Origin of the sequence: Pseudodesulfovibrio sediminis (genome assembly GCF_020886695.1) — a bacterium.
Taxonomy (GTDB): Bacteria; Desulfobacterota; Desulfovibrionia; order Desulfovibrionales; family Desulfovibrionaceae; genus Pseudodesulfovibrio; species Pseudodesulfovibrio sediminis.
The window spans coordinates 1,812,768-1,827,260 of sequence record NZ_AP024485.1; the positions used below are offsets into that span (position 1 = coordinate 1,812,768).

Here is a 14,493-nt window from a genome sequence, read left to right on the forward strand (position 1 = left end):
CCCTCTTTCGAGGGAGTTGGTTAGATGTTCGTCACAACCGATTCTTCCGGTTTATTCAGACGGAAACAGAACCGCGCTCCGCGCGTCCCTTCACCGTATCCGTCATGCCAGATCTCCCCGCCAAAGTTCTTTACTATTCGCCGGCATATTGCAAGGCCGAGACCTGCGCTGCCGGAACCGTCGATGGTGTTCTCGTCCACGCGATAAAACCGTTCAAAGACCTTGGTGGAGTGCTCCCGCGAGATACCGGGGCCCTGGTCTTCCACGCTGAACACGATGGACTCTCCATCATCCTCTGCGCTGACGGTGATGACACCGCCCACAGGACTGTACTTGACCGCATTGTTGAGCAGGTTGTGGAAGACATGCAGCAACCCGTCTGTTTCACCCATGACCATCATTTCGTCTTCAGGGGTATGCATGGAGAAAGTAATCGACCGCTCCTCTGCCCAGGGGATCAGATCGCCCACGGCGCGAGAAAGCTGCACCCGCCCGGACAGGGGAGCCAGCTCAAGGGATTTGCCCATCTGCTCGGACTTGGCCAACGCGAGCATGGACGAAATGACCTTGTCCATGTGATCCGCGCTCTTGAGCACGGTATCCAGAAAACCGCGCGCATCCTCCAGCTTGGCCGGAGGGTTGTCGATAAGCGTCTCGGTGTACCCCTTGATTGATGTCAGGGGCGTCCTGAGCTGATGCGAAGCGTTGGCCACGAAATCCTTGAGCCCCTCTTCGCTCCGCTTCATTTCCGTTATATCATGGAACACGACCACCAGCTTGCGCACCCCCTTCTGATCGAAATAGGGGACGCCGCTCACTTCAACGGTACGTGAATCCATAAGGTCAAGCTGAATGGATTGACCCGCCGGTTTCGGGTCGGCCATGATGGAGTCCACCAATTCCTGAAGCTCGTACCGGCGAGACACCTCTATAGGCGTACGGCCCACGGAAGAAGACGGCATATTGAACATGTTGTCCAACGCGCCGTTGAAAGATTCGATCCGCCCCTGGGCGTCAACAGTCATCACGCCTTCGCGCATGCCGTCGAACACGGCCTGGAGCTGCCCTTTCTGGTCCTGAACCAATTGAACCGATCGCTCAATGGACTGCGCCATGGCGTTAACCGACTGGGCCAGGGGTTTGAACTCGCCTCCGGGCAGCACCCGCAGGCGCATGGCATAATCTCCGTTACCGATGGAGCGGGCCAGTTCGGAAAAAGCCCGTATCTCACGCCCCATATTGTTGGACATGAGCCAACTGAGCAAAGCGGCACAGACCAGCGTAATCAGGAATATCCACAGAAAATTGACACGAAGGGAGTCAAGGCGCTGGCTGACCTCGGAAGAGGAGACGGCCATTCGCACCACCCCGGCAGGGACCCCGGAAGCTGCTTCCACCCGGGACGCCACATACAGCATGTCCTTGCGCAGTGTGTCGGAATAGCGAACGTTCGATCCCCACCCTCTGTGCAACGCAGCGACGACTTCCGGTCGACCGCTATGGTCGTCGAGAGAAGAGACATTACTGTAATGGACATCCGAGTCAGCGATGACACGGCCGTCTACTATATAGGTAATACGCGAGCCGAGTCGCAATCCCAGGGCATCGACCCATTCTGCAAACTCTTTCTCGCTCTGGAAGGTCGTGTGATCCTGGATGAGCCACTTTATGGACTCGATCTCACGATGGGACCGTTTCTCGGTATCCGTGACCAGTTCATCTCCCACAATGGATGTGGAATAGAAAAATATCACACCAACGACCGTGAGGAGAATCCCCCACGTCCATAAAAGGATACGCATTTGAAAAGAACCAAGTCTCATTCCTCTACCCTCTTTGCACAGCGGCGACTTACAGTTGATCAACGAATGAACATAGCTCTTTCGCCGAGCGCGTGCGCTGTGTAACACAACCGTAACCAAATTGTAACGACAACCATTGTTACGGTTGTGTTACAAAACAAAATAATCAGCTTAACACCTTGATATTTTGAATTTTTTATACATAAACAGAAGAGAAAGCCCCCTCTGAACCACCCTTCTATCGCCTTCCTGAACGCACGTCTGTCACCTTTCAATCACGGCTGAAACCTGAAAACCATAATAATATCAAAGGCCGCGCGCCCTCCTGCCATGCATCGAAAATCGTACTGTTTTATCTCTGTCCAGCCGTATTGCCAGCGCACACAAAGAAACAGCCCCTCGCAGAATCATTCTACAGAGGGGCCGGATTTTTTTGATGGGTAACTCGACTGATGCGTACCTGTACTCGGGTTAGAATCCCCGCATGCACTCCATGAGATACACGGAGACTTCGATGCGGCAGACACCGTTCTCCTCAAAGGTACGCACATTGTTCTCCGGAATCAGCGCCATGTCTTCGGCCACGTTGAGCCATTTGCCCTCAAGCCATTTGGGGGACACGCCGTTCTCTTCCATTTCCTTCAAGGTGTAGCTCTCGGCCACGACCCATTCGTCATCTTGAACTGCAGGCATACAGGATCTCCTTCAAATTAAATATATTCTCGCTGGTTCATTCCCAGCAGACAAAAAACTTCATAACTGATGGAGCCCCACCACCCGGCCATCTCCTCGGGCGTGATGGTCTCAGGCCCGGGTCCGCCCAGCAGATAGGCTTCATCTCCAGGGGCAACGCCCTTTCCTTCACCCATAAGCGCAGTTACGTCAACCGCTGTCATCTGCATGCAGACCCGCCCTCGGATGGGGACTCGTGTGCCATGAATGAGCATCTCGCCCGTGTTGGACAGGCTGCGGCTGTAGTTGTCAGCATAGCCCACCCCAATGACGGCCACCACGGAATCCGCTTCCGCAGTATAGGTCCACCCGTAGCTGATGGACTCCCCTTTCTTCAATGGGTGCACCTGCATCACCGGCGCGACCACATCCATGGCCGGTTTCAGCTCCCGCCCCAGCGCTTCCAGCGAAGTGCCGCAGAAGGGATTGCCGCCGTACAGGGTGATGCCCTGACGCAGGGAACTCAGACGGCACTGTTCAAAGGCCAGGGCTCCGGCAGAGTTGGCAAGGTTCGCCTCCACCTCGAATCCGGCCTCGGCCAGCCCGTCGATAACGGTTTGAAATTGTGCGTGCTGCCCTTCCACATCAACTTCCCGCCCCGGCGTGTCAGCCGAAGCCAGATGAGAACTGATCATGACCGGTGTCAGCTTGGAGCCGGAGAGAATCTCGATAACCTGCGGCAACTCTTCCGGCAGAAACCCGAGTCGGCGCATTCCGGTGTCAAACTTGAGTCCGATGGCAAGCGGCCCATTGGTTTCGGCGGTCGCAACCAATCGACGCAACTGATCAAAATGGGAGACCGCGGCCAGAATTTCATGCTCCCACAAGAGGGCGTCATCTGCCGCATCAATGGGACCGAGCAACGCAAGGATCCGCTTGTCGCATCCGCCCTGCCGCAACGCGGCCGCCTCATGCACGAACCCCACGGCAAAGGTGTCAACGCCTTCGCTCTCCAGCGCACGGCTGACTTCAAGGAGACCATGACCATAGGCATCGGATTTGATGACTGGAATGACCCGATCATGCAGGCGCGTATAGGTCCTGTAGTTGTGACGGAGGTTGTCCAAATGGACCCGGACACGCAATTTATTGTATTCTATCATTATTTTCTCTTAAACATTTTTTCGAGATCAGCAGAGTTCCACCGCAGGACAACAGGACGACCGTGTGGGCAGAACTCCCGTTCCGGGGTCATGAGCCATGTTTCAAGCAGGGCCAGCGCCTCATCCACAGCCAGCGGCTGATTGGCCTTGATGGCGGTCTTGCAGGACATCATGGTCCACAGATCATCCAGCCCCCGGGCCTTTTCAGCCAGAGCATCAGCCAGATATTCCCTGGCTTTGCCCGTATCCAATGTAGGAGGAATGCCCCGTACCAATGCCTTGGACGGCCCATCCATCTCGACAATGAATCCCATGGAGCGCAGGTCTTCGTTGATATCCTGCAACACATCCGCTTCGCTGGGATGCAGATTCATTTCAAGGGGCATGGCCAGCGGCTGGGAGTCGCCTTTGGTGCGCGCGTCCCGCATGGCCGCCAGAATAACCCGCTCATGGGCGGCGTGCTGGTCCACCAGCACCAGAGAATCACCTTCCCGCAACACAAGATAGGTATCCGAGATCTGTCCAAGATAGGTATAGCCGCTTCCGGCAAGGGGGGCCGCCCTGGTGGAATCCAGACCGGACCGCATCATGCCTGAGGAGGCTGCGCCAGGTTCACGGGCCATGCCTGCCGATGGAGGCAGGGGCAGCTCCAGGTCCCTGGGCGGAACGTACTCCGATTTGAACTCGCGGTACGTGGAAAATTTCGGTGCAGACTCCATGGGATCGGGTCTGTGGCTGTACTTCACCGGTTCCCCGGACGGTGCCGGGTGAACGGGACGCTCGGTCAACGGCGGGCCAGAGTGCGGACGATCGCCCACGAAGCCGCCGGCCAGTTCCATGCCGGGCTGACTCAAGGCCTGCATCACCCCGCCCCGGATGGCGGAAAAGACCTGCTTCTCATCAATGAAACGCACTTCCAGCTTGGCCGGATGCACGTTTACGTCCACCTCTTCCCGAGGCAGTTCGAGAAACAACACAATCTGCGGATATTCCCGCGACAGGAGCATGCCCTTGTAGGCCTGACGCACGGCGGACAGCATGAGCTTATCCTGCACAGGACGGCCATTGACGAACAACAGGATGCGGTTGCCCCGGCCCTGAGCAGTGCCCGGAGAACCGGCCACGCCATGGACGCGATACCCGTTCCGTTCGAAATCAAAGGGGGAAAGTCCCTGGCACACAGCCGGAGGCCAGAACGCGGCCAGCCGTGCCGAAAGTGCCTGATCAGCCGGAAGGCGAAAGGCTTCGCGCCCGCCCATGGTCAGGGAAAAGCCGGTCCCGAGATGGGCCAGACTGGTCCGCATGAGCGTTTCCTGACAACGCCGATTTTCAGTGGATTCGGTCTTGAGAAATTTGAGCCGTGCCGGAGTGTTGGCAAAAAGATCACGGATTTCCACCCGCGTCCCTGCGGCCAGGGCCGCAGGCCCCTGGTCGGCCACAGTTCCAGCGTGCACTTCGATAAAGGCGGCCTCGGCAGCCCCGGCGGCACAGGATGTCATGGTAAAACGGGAGACCGACGCGATGGACGGCAACGCCTCACCCCGGAACCCGAAGGAACCGATGGCGGACAGATCCTTGAAATCTCGAATCTTGCTGGTGGCATGTCTGGTAACGGCCAGCTCAAGCTGGTGCGGCTGAATGCCGGCCCCGTTGTCCTGCACCACCATCAGTGAACGTCCACCCTGCTCGATGGTCACATCCACGCGGGTCGCCCCGGCATCAAGGGAGTTCTCGACCAGCTCCTTGATCACGCTGGCAGGCCGTTCCACAACCTCGCCCGCTGCAATCTGGTTCTTCAACCCTGCTGGCAGAACACGTATTTCAGCTGTCTGGGTCATACTAGAAACTCAACAGGTCGAATCCGACTTCGTACCGATTGTCGCTGGGCTTCTGCGTAAAGGAAAAATAGAGCGAATAGCACTCGGCCGCCCAGCTCAGTTTAAGGGTGCGCTCCAGATCTCTTTCAGACTCGAAGTCATGACGGTACTTGGCAGCGAGGGTCAATGAATCGGTCATCTCCCATTCGGCGCCAAGACGAACGATGGACATACGGTCGGTCCGGGCACGCAGATACTCGTCTATGCGCTCCTGAAAATCATATCCCACGGTAAACGAACCCAGTCCATCCTTGTGCAGCCTGACAGATGTCTCACTCTGGGTCATATCTCCAAGATAGGGAGAGAACCAGTTCCGGGTCAACAGATCAATCCAGTTTTCCGGCTTGATTTTCAGCTCGGCCATGACATCGGAGAACGGACGCCGTTTGTACGTGGAGAGGTCATCCTTGCGTTCAGCCTCAAACACATCATAGGACTGCTCCACGCGGAACATGAGAAAATCGAGATAGTCGCTGACGACCCGAGCCGAAGGCGCTTCGTCCTCACCCGGTGCAAGGGACACCCGATCACGGCGTCTATCCAGCACGTTGGTCAGGGAGTACGTAATCCTGTTATCCCCTTCCAGGCGGTCTTTCGAATCAAAATACGGCAGCGAAGACTGGCCTGTTATTCTCGGCGTATACCGATATTGCACACGGGGAACCACCGAATGTTTGAGCCGTGTCCAGCGGGATGTTCCGGCCAACCCAGGCTCGGCCGACAGGTCGTCTCCCGTGTTGAAGACTTTGGACATCTCCGAAAAAGCGGTCAATCCACCGGCCCAGGTCGTGCGGCTCTGATAGCCGTCCTTGATCTTGTTGGTGTCGACCACCTGCGTCCTGCCGCCGGTGTCTATATATGAAATGTCACCGGTTTTTTCATGCGAAGTGAGATTGTAGGAAGTATGGTCTGCAGAAAGTGACGGGATCAGGGTCACCATGGATGTCTTGATGGGCATCTTCAGCTCAGGCACTGCCCGGAAACGGTGCCCTGCGTTGCCGTATTCCCTGTGGAAATAACTGTATTCGGTGTCAAACGAACCTTCCAGCCCAAGGCCGAGCAGGGACTGCTGAAAGGCGAACCCGCTGATCTGCGGCAACGTCTGGACTGTCGGGTCCTCGCTCGACGTACCGTTCTTGTTGCGATAGGCGAGGTTCTGATCATACTGGGCCAATCCCACCAGGCCGAATCTGTTCCAGCTGCGGCTGATGTATGCCGTGTTCAACCGTTCCAGAGAGTCCTTGTTTTCGATATCGCGGCCAAAGGCGTCGAGAAAATCGTCTCTGGTCCGATCAAATCCGGTGGGGCCATCCTGAAAATCACGCAGATAGTTCTGGTCGGAGACCACGTCCAGGTCGAGCTTGACCTGCCATTTCGGGCTGCCGAGCCAGCCATCGTATTTACTTCTGATCCACCAACGATCACGATTGGACCGGGTCAACCCGTCACTGTCGTAATCATCCCACTCGTCGCTTTCCTTGGTGGCCCGGACAGCGTCCTGCATGAAATCCGCCTTCCACAACCCTTTGGTGGAGGCGTCCTCAGCGTGTCTGAACTCCACGCCCTGCATGTAGCCACGCTTGCTCATGTAATTCTGATAAAATGTCGCGTCCATCTCGTCGTTGATGACCCAGTAATACGGCTGGTTCACCTGAAGGCCGAGCTTCTTGCTGGAAGACACGTATGGCATCAGAAAACCACTTTGCCGCTTTTTCTTGCCGGGCAGGGCCATGTACGGCCAGTAGAAAACCGGGATGTCCTTGATACGAAATGCGGAACGATAGAGATGCACCCGTCCGTCCAGGGTCACGTCGCCCTCTTCCGTGGTCACGGACCAGGCGGGTTTCTCGCCTGAACAGGATGTGACCTTGGCATTCTTGAACGTATACGTGTCGCCCTGCGTCTTGCCCACGCGCTCGGCTTCCACATAGACATGGGGTTTGGCCATGAACAGTTTCCCGTTCTTGAGCCAGCCGGTCATGGTGTTCAGGTCGAACTCGCCTTCGTCGGCCTGAATAAAGTCGCTCCCCCAGTTGGCGCGGATATTTCCCTTGAGGAACACCCAGCCCGTGGACTGATAATAGCGGGCAAAGTCGGCCCGAAGCTGATCTTCTCCCAGGCTCAGGGAGCAGTTGCCGAACGCTTCGATATATTCGCTGGTATGGTCGCCCACCACCCGGTCGGCCGAAAAGACCCACTCGTTCATCTCGGGTGTCTTGACCGGAGCATCCGGCACGTATTTTCTGACCGTGTTCACCTCTGCCGACTTACCGACAAGCGTCCACGGCAGGCACAGCACCAGGATGACAAGCATCCCGGCCAGAATCGATATGCGCGACCTTTTCTTCAATGAAATCCCTACACCCTACCTGGACATCAGGTACGAATTGTCCTTGTTGAGATAATTCTGCACGTAGTCTTTGGCCCCATCTTCCAGACTCGTCATTTTTACGTCACATCCCACGGACTTGAGCTTATCCATGTCTGCCTGTGTAAAATATTGATATTTATCACGAATCGACTCAGGCATGGGGATATACTCAATAACAGGCTCCTTTTCAAGTGCGGCAAATACTGCATTTGCCAAATCATTCCAGGTTCTTGCACTTCCCGTACCGATATTGAAAATACCCCCGGTATCAGGATTGTCCAGGAACCAGGCCATAATATCCACGCAATCCTTGATGTAGACAAAGTCCCGTTTCTGCCCACCGTGCGGATATTCGTCGCGGTAGGATTTGAACAGTTTGAGCTGGCCGGTTTCCAGAATCTGCTTGTGCGCCTTGCAGATGACCGACTTCATGTCGTCCTTATGATATTCATTGGGGCCGAACACGTTGAAAAATTTGAGGCTGACAATCTGATCGAGGATACCGGAATCCTTGGCCCAGATATCAAAGAGCTGCTTTGAATACCCGTACATGTTCAGGGGACGAAGCCTGTCAATGCCCTCATGATCGTCGTTGAACCCATATTCACCATTCCCATAGGTGGCGGCAGAAGAGGCGTTGATAAATCGGGCATCGTGTTTCATGCAGAAACGGCAGACATATTGTGTGTAGCGGTAGTTGTTCTCCATGAGAAAGTCCGCATCAAGCTCCGTGGTGGAAGAACAGGCACCCATATGGATGACAGCTTCGGTCTCGAACGGGTCATCGCCTTCAAGAATAAACTTGAGAAACTGGTCCCGATGCAGATAATCCTGATATCGCAAACCAACCAGATTATTCCACTTTTCACTGGAAGAAAGATTGTCCACGATCAGAATATCTTCAATTCCCAACTGATTGAGCTTCCAAACCATGGCGCTCCCGATAAAGCCCGCGCCGCCGGTGACTATATACATACTTGCTCCTTGCTGCCCTGATAACTGATGATCTAAACTATTTTTTATACTGTGTTACAGGCCGGGACGCAACCTGAACGTCTTCACTTTCTCCTTTTGATTTAAGCGTTTTTCCTATATTTTTCTCAGAACCCTCTTGCACCAACCACTCCAGTTGCGTATATTGGGCAAACATGCAGCAAAAGGGCTGCATGAAAATTCAGGAAACCACCTCCAAAGGAGTAATATCATGAGACAATCGAGGAAACTGCTTCTGTTAACACTGACCGCTGTCATGGCCCTCTCCTTTGCGTTTGCCTCCACGGCAAGCGCCAAAAAGGTCAAAAGAGTCGACAACTTCATCATCCTGCTGGACCATTCCGGTTCCATGGCGATGAAATACAGCGACTCCAAGGTCAAGAAAATCAACATGGCCGTGAACAACATCCAAGCCATGGATAAAGCCGTTCCTGCGGAACTGGGCTACAACTCCGGCATGTTTGCTTTCGCACCCTTTGCCGAGCTGACCGCTCCCGGCGCCTATGCTCCGAACGCTCTCACTCAGAGCGTCGATGGCCTCGAAACCGAATACGAAATTTTCAACCGGAGAACACCCCTGGGTGGCGGCGTTGCTGATATCGACCCGACCATCGGTTCCATGTCCGGCAAGACCGCTCTGATCATCCTGACTGACGGTGAATCCAACACCGGTGCCGATCCGCTGGCTGCCGCTCAGGCCCTGCACGATCAGTACGGTGACAATCTGTGTGTTCACATCATCAGCTACGCAGACACTGCCGCCGGTGAACAGACCATCAAACAGATGCGCTCCATCTTCCCCTGCTCCGTTGCAGCCACGTCCGAATCCCTGATGGAAGCCGGTGCCATGGATGCATACGCCAGCAAGGTCTTCTACGAAGAAGTCGCAGACGCTCAGGCCCCCGCACCTGCTCCGGTCGTGACGCCTGCAGCTCCCGAAGTCGTATCCTTCAACCTGAACTTCGGCTTTGACAAGTACGAGATCCTGGACGACATGGTCCCCGTACTGGAACAGGCCAAGATGATTCTGGAAGAAACCCCCTCCGCCACCTTCGTGGTTGCCGGTTACACCGACTCCACCGGAGCCGACACCTACAACCAGGGTCTGTCCGAACGCCGCGCCAACTCCGTGGTCGAATGGTTGACCAAGAACGGCGTCTCCGCTTCCCGTCTGGAAGCAGTGGGCTACGGCGAAACCAATCCCAAGTTCGACAACGGCACCAAGGAAGGCCGCAAGCTGAACCGCAGGGTTGAAATTCGCACCAAGTAACGTTATGGTACTCAAGGTTGGGCGGCACTGCCGCCCAACCTACTGCTCTGGTTAAAGGAACCACACCATGATGAAATTCATACTCCCTGCCGTCTTGGCGGCTTTTTTGATCGGGGCTTTTTTTGCGCCCATAGCCTGGGCCGGTCCCTCCACAGATGTGGCCTCTGCCGCACCGGGCAATGCGAATGCGCCTGTCACCAGCAAGAACATGCCTGCCTATCTGGATGAAGACCTGGCCAGCAAGCATGCCAACTTCTCCAAATTTGCCCGGATCAGGGTCAACTCCCTGAACCTCAATCACGGCATGTCCAAAACCCGCATGCAGATTGTCAAACAGGCCGACGGGACATACAAGGCGCGTTATCACGTCATCGACTCTAATACCGTCGTCCCCAAAGTCCGCCGCTCCAGCTCCAAATCCGTTCCTTATGTAGCTGTCCTCAAATTTCAAGAGGTCATCATGGAAGCAGTGGGCGAATCTCCGGAGGCGTGTCGCAAAGGCACATTCTCTCCGGTTCAGATTATCCCCAACCGCCAGATTTTCAGCTACAAAAAAGGCAGCTGGAAATAACTCACAGGCATCGCACTTTCAGCAGACCAACTGGTCTGCTCTTTTCGCATGCTCAAGCCACGGAGCCACTCCTATGGATGGGAAAACCCGCAAAAACATTCGCCCAGGCCAGCGCGTCAATATCGTCCTCAAAAAAGATCAGCGCAGCGGTCGCCTGACAGAAGGTATCGTAGCCAAACTCCTGACCAAATCCCCTACTCACCCCCACGGCATCAAGGTCCGGCTTGAAGATGGACAGGTTGGGCGAGTCAAGGAAATCCTGGACACCCAGGAGGCATAGGCATGCGCATCTGGGTAGACGCGGACGCCTGTCCCAATGTCGTCAAGGAAATCATATTCAAAGCCGCAGCACGGTGTGAGGTCAGAGTCACACTGGTCGCCAATATCCCGCTCAGAGTACCGACCTCACCGCTGTTCGACTCCATTGTCGTGAGCGAAGGATTTGACGAAGCGGACAAGGAAATCGCCCGACAGGTGCAACCCGGCGATCTGGTCATCACCGCAGACATCCCACTGGCTGACGCCATCGTGGCCAAAGGCGCAACCGGTCTCAACCCCCGTGGCGAATTGTACACGGAAGAAAACATCAAGGGCCTCCTGCGCATGCGCAACCTCATGGAAGAACTCCGCTCCGGCGACATGGTCCACGGCGGGCCTCCACCGTTCGGCCCCAAGGACAAACAGGGGTTCACCAATCAATTGGACAAATTCCTGACACGCAACGCCAAAAAGCCTGCTCTCAAATAAAAGAGCAGGCTTTTTTTTGAGTGAAACGCTGAACTCTGTAGGGAAAATCAGATCTTGATGCTGCCTTGCGGCGGGAAGATTGGGTGATTTCGCCTCCGGCGGCCAAAGGACATGTCCTTTGGAATCCTTGTCGGCACCTTCGGTGCGGAGTTGATAGATTGTGGTTTCGGCGTATTTGCAATGGGACAACTTGTCGTAGAATATGAACAGGTAAGTATAACGACTCACTTTACACCGGAGGTGTACAGATGAGATGCAAGGGTGCGAACCCTTGCCCGCCGGAGACGAAATCACCCGACAAATCCGCCGCATGGCGGCATCAAGCCCTCTTTCCCAATAGAACGACAGACTGATCGCATGAATCCATGGTCACACGTTGCTGAATTCGCGCACATGCTGTATGTGAAAATCAAGACCTCAACCCCGGCGCGTTCCATCGCAAAGGCGGATACGCCCTCAGCACAAAGAGAAGCCTGTCATGATACACTATTGGCCACTCAAGAGACTGGATACGAAGACCCGAAAGCGGACTGTTGCCGGGCTGGAGAGAATCCGAAAACTGGTGGCGGACGTCATGCCTCCGCGCACCCTCCGGTCCACGCTGGTTCTGGGCACCTGGAACATACGGAATTTCGACGACAATCGGTTCGGCGATGGCCCGCGTATGGAGGAGTCGCTGTATTACATTGCCGAAGTCATCTCCGCATTCGACATCATCGCAATCCAGGAGATCTGTCGGGACATGACACCGTTAAAAAAGGTCATGCGCCTCCTCGGAACCAGCTATGATTATATCGTGACCGACGTGACCGAAGGGCGGAGCGGCAACATCGAACGGCTCGGCTTCATCTACAATACGGACAAGGTCCGGTTCAGAAACGTTGCTGGTGAAATCGTCCTGCCGTGGAAGGATCAAATCAGTGACGTAACAAAGAAACGCCAATTTGCCCGAACCCCGTTTTCCTGTGCCTTTCAGTCGGGCTGGTTCCGCTTCATCTTCTCCACGGTGCACATATATTACGGCAAGCAATCCAAAAATTCGGAAGAATACAAACGGCGAGTCAGTGAAATAAACTCTGTGGCCCGCTTCCTCGCCAACCGGGCAAAAAGCGAAAAGGACAACCACATCCTCGTGGGCGACTTCAATATTGATAAAAAAAGTGATCCCTCAGGAAATGCTCTGGCAAAACAGGGATTTGAAACCACACAAAACATCATCGGCAGCAACTCGAAAAAGAACAAATTCTACGATCAGATTTCGTGGATTCCCAGAGACAATGCCGTACAACGGATTGATTCTGACCGCAGTGAAGGGACACTGGATGTTTTCAGCGCTGTTTTGCAGGAAACACAAAAGGATTTCAAATCGTATTCCCCGTTTGTGATCGCTTCTCTTGAAAAGAAACTGACCAAGGCACGAGCAGAATTGACCGCAGCAAAAAAGAAGAACAAACCCACCAAAAAGAAACAGCAAGCGGTGGATAAATGGAAAACAATGCTGGCCGACCCCGATCAGCAATTCGAGTACTATGTCGATAAATGGCGCACCTTCCAGATGAGCGACCACCTGCCGCTGTGGGTGGAGCTAGATGTCGACTTCAGCGCCGAATACCTGACCTCGCTCAAGGACGGGACCTTCACACCGCTCTCGGAATAACACTAGCTCAACAAGAATCAGGACAGCGGCCCACGCTCCTCATCCGTAAAAGGAAAAGGCCCATCCCCTGAAAGGGGGGTGGGCCTTATGTATTCACTTACACCAGAGCGGTGCGGAAGGAGCTATTCAGCGAGTTTCGCCTTGATGGCAGCGGCAATGGCCTTGCCTTGGTCAAAGCACTGGCTCAGCGTGTCGTGGTCAGGCACATGCTTGACTTTGACCGGCTCGACCAGCTCCATGTTCATGTCTTCAATCCACTGGGTGAGTACCTTTACGCACTCACCGGACCAGCCAAAGGAACCGATGGCGGACCCGATCTTGTTCTGGGGACGCAGACCCTTCATGTAGGTCAGCATATCCGCCATGAGCGGCAGGATACCGTTATTGTGCGTCGGAGAACCGAGGATGACGGCAGCGGAGTCAAAGACTTCGAGCATGACATCGGAGTGGTGGTTGTTCTTCATGCACATGAGGCGAACGGATACACCCTCTTCAGCCAGACCGGAAGCAACGGCCTTGGCCATCTTCTCGGTGGAATGCCACATGGTGTCATACACGATGACAGCTTTGTTCTTGGGCTTCTGCTCGGCGTATTCCTGATATTTCTTGAAGGCCCAGGCACAATCCTCGCCACGGAACATGAGGCCGTGGTCCGGGCAGACCGTGTCGATATCCAGATTCATTTCTTCCAGCGCTTTCAAGGTCTTGATAACAACCGGGGAGTAAGGCAGCACGATGTTGGCGTAGTAGTTGCGCATAAGCTCTTCGAGCTTGGAGCGATCCACTTCGTCAGCAAAACGCTCGGAGGTGGCCCAGTTCTGACCAAAGGCGTCGTTGGTGAAAGCGATCTTGTCTTCCGGGCAGTAGGTCAGCATGGCGTCCGGCCAGTGCAGCATACGGGTCTCGACAAAGGTGAGGTTGCGCTTGCCGATGTTGATGTTGGTACCGGTGGGCACGACCTCGACAGGCCAATCCTTGTAATGGAAATGCGCCATCATGGCTTTCTGCCCCATGGGGGAAGTGTAAATCTTCTCGGGCTGGTATTTCTCTACGGCCAGAGCCAGGCAGCCGGCATGGTCAGGTTCCAGGTGGTTGATGACAAAGTAGTCGATCTTGCGATCACCCAGCACATTGGCGATGTTGCACTTGAGGGTGCCCCAGAACTCTTCGGCCACGGTGTCGATAAGCGTTACCTTCTCGTCAACGATGAGGTAGTTGTTGTAGGTGGTGCCCATGTGGGACTTGGAATATCCATGGAAGTTGCGGCGGTTCCAGTCCACCGAACCAATCCAGTATATATCGTCTTTAATAGCCAGTGGTTTCATATCTCTCTCCACATTGAAAGGTCAGTCTGTTGACAAAAAAGAAGC

General features: G+C 54.9%; 12 protein-coding genes. 5 read left to right on the forward strand and 7 right to left on the reverse strand.

The window, feature by feature from the left end:
- Positions 1–20: 20 nt before the first annotated feature.
- The 6 genes from SRBAKS_RS08730 to rfaD form a co-directional block, all read right to left on the reverse strand.
- Positions 21–1,802 (reverse strand): HAMP domain-containing sensor histidine kinase, encoded by a 1,782-nt coding sequence (locus SRBAKS_RS08730; protein WP_229596536.1) that lies wholly within the window; start codon positions 1,800–1,802, stop codon positions 21–23.
- A gap of 471 nt (positions 1,803–2,273) precedes the next feature.
- The gene (locus SRBAKS_RS08735) at positions 2,274–2,495 is read right to left on the reverse strand and encodes a hypothetical protein (protein ID WP_229596546.1); all 222 of its coding nucleotides are present in this window, start codon (positions 2,493–2,495) and stop codon (positions 2,274–2,276) included.
- A 17-nt stretch (positions 2,496–2,512) separates the two neighbouring features.
- The gene (gene alr / locus SRBAKS_RS08740) at positions 2,513–3,637 is read right to left on the reverse strand and encodes an alanine racemase (RefSeq protein WP_229596548.1); all 1,125 of its coding nucleotides are present in this window, start codon (positions 3,635–3,637) and stop codon (positions 2,513–2,515) included.
- Positions 3,637–5,475 (reverse strand): DNA mismatch repair endonuclease MutL, encoded by a 1,839-nt coding sequence (mutL, locus tag SRBAKS_RS08745; protein ID WP_229596561.1) that lies wholly within the window; start codon positions 5,473–5,475, stop codon positions 3,637–3,639. The genes alr and mutL overlap by 1 nt, the downstream gene beginning before the upstream one ends.
- A gap of 1 nt (position 5,476) precedes the next feature.
- Positions 5,477–7,864, reverse strand: coding sequence for an LPS-assembly protein LptD (locus tag SRBAKS_RS08750; protein WP_229596570.1), 2,388 nt, complete (start codon positions 7,862–7,864; stop codon positions 5,477–5,479).
- A gap of 15 nt (positions 7,865–7,879) precedes the next feature.
- On the reverse strand, positions 7,880–8,860 hold the full coding sequence (gene rfaD / locus SRBAKS_RS08755; protein ID WP_229596579.1) for an ADP-glyceromanno-heptose 6-epimerase: 981 nt from the start codon (positions 8,858–8,860) through the stop codon (positions 7,880–7,882).
- A 229-nt stretch (positions 8,861–9,089) separates the two neighbouring features.
- Here rfaD and SRBAKS_RS08760 point away from each other — a divergent pair, with 229 nt between their 5' ends.
- The 5 genes from SRBAKS_RS08760 to SRBAKS_RS08780 all read left to right on the forward strand — a co-directional run bounded on the left by SRBAKS_RS08760 (position 9,090) and on the right by SRBAKS_RS08780 (position 13,123).
- Positions 9,090–10,148: an OmpA family protein gene (locus SRBAKS_RS08760; RefSeq protein ID WP_229596581.1), complete on the forward strand. Its 1,059-nt coding sequence runs from the start codon at positions 9,090–9,092 to the stop codon at positions 10,146–10,148.
- 67 nt (positions 10,149–10,215) lie between these two features.
- Positions 10,216–10,719: a hypothetical protein gene (locus tag SRBAKS_RS08765; RefSeq protein ID WP_229596583.1), complete on the forward strand. Its 504-nt coding sequence runs from the start codon at positions 10,216–10,218 to the stop codon at positions 10,717–10,719.
- 73 nt (positions 10,720–10,792) lie between these two features.
- A complete protein-coding gene (locus SRBAKS_RS08770; RefSeq protein ID WP_229596602.1) occupies positions 10,793–10,999 on the forward strand; it encodes a YwbE family protein in 207 nt (68 codons plus the stop codon).
- Positions 11,000–11,001: 2 nt separating this feature from the next.
- On the forward strand, positions 11,002–11,466 hold the full coding sequence (locus tag SRBAKS_RS08775; protein WP_229596604.1) for a YaiI/YqxD family protein: 465 nt from the start codon (positions 11,002–11,004) through the stop codon (positions 11,464–11,466).
- A 478-nt stretch (positions 11,467–11,944) separates the two neighbouring features.
- Positions 11,945–13,123: an endonuclease/exonuclease/phosphatase family protein gene (locus SRBAKS_RS08780; RefSeq protein WP_229596614.1), complete on the forward strand. Its 1,179-nt coding sequence runs from the start codon at positions 11,945–11,947 to the stop codon at positions 13,121–13,123.
- A gap of 122 nt (positions 13,124–13,245) precedes the next feature.
- On the opposite strand, the gene SRBAKS_RS08785 is transcribed toward SRBAKS_RS08780, so the two are convergent.
- Positions 13,246–14,448 carry an FprA family A-type flavoprotein gene (locus SRBAKS_RS08785; RefSeq protein ID WP_229596625.1) on the reverse strand — a complete coding sequence of 401 codons (1,203 nt, stop codon included), beginning with the start codon at positions 14,446–14,448 and terminating at the stop codon, positions 13,246–13,248.
- Between the last annotated feature and the right edge of the window lie 45 nt (positions 14,449–14,493).

Coding starts and splice junctions, on each gene's coding strand:
- SRBAKS_RS08730 (WP_229596536.1), bottom strand. CDS start 1,802: ATGCGTATCCTTTTATGGACGTGGGGGATTCTCCTCACGGTCGTTGGT.
- SRBAKS_RS08735 (WP_229596546.1), bottom strand. CDS start 2,495: ATGCCTGCAGTTCAAGATGACGAATGGGTCGTGGCCGAGAGCTACACC.
- alr (WP_229596548.1), bottom strand. CDS start 3,637: ATGATAGAATACAATAAATTGCGTGTCCGGGTCCATTTGGACAACCTC.
- mutL (WP_229596561.1), bottom strand. CDS start 5,475: ATGACCCAGACAGCTGAAATACGTGTTCTGCCAGCAGGGTTGAAGAAC.
- rfaD (WP_229596579.1), bottom strand. CDS start 8,860: ATGTATATAGTCACCGGCGGCGCGGGCTTTATCGGGAGCGCCATGGTT.
- SRBAKS_RS08760 (WP_229596581.1), top strand. CDS start 9,090: ATGAGACAATCGAGGAAACTGCTTCTGTTAACACTGACCGCTGTCATG.
- SRBAKS_RS08765 (WP_229596583.1), top strand. CDS start 10,216: ATGATGAAATTCATACTCCCTGCCGTCTTGGCGGCTTTTTTGATCGGG.
- SRBAKS_RS08770 (WP_229596602.1), top strand. CDS start 10,793: ATGGATGGGAAAACCCGCAAAAACATTCGCCCAGGCCAGCGCGTCAAT.
- SRBAKS_RS08775 (WP_229596604.1), top strand. CDS start 11,002: ATGCGCATCTGGGTAGACGCGGACGCCTGTCCCAATGTCGTCAAGGAA.
- SRBAKS_RS08780 (WP_229596614.1), top strand. CDS start 11,945: ATGATACACTATTGGCCACTCAAGAGACTGGATACGAAGACCCGAAAG.
- SRBAKS_RS08785 (WP_229596625.1), bottom strand. CDS start 14,448: ATGAAACCACTGGCTATTAAAGACGATATATACTGGATTGGTTCGGTG.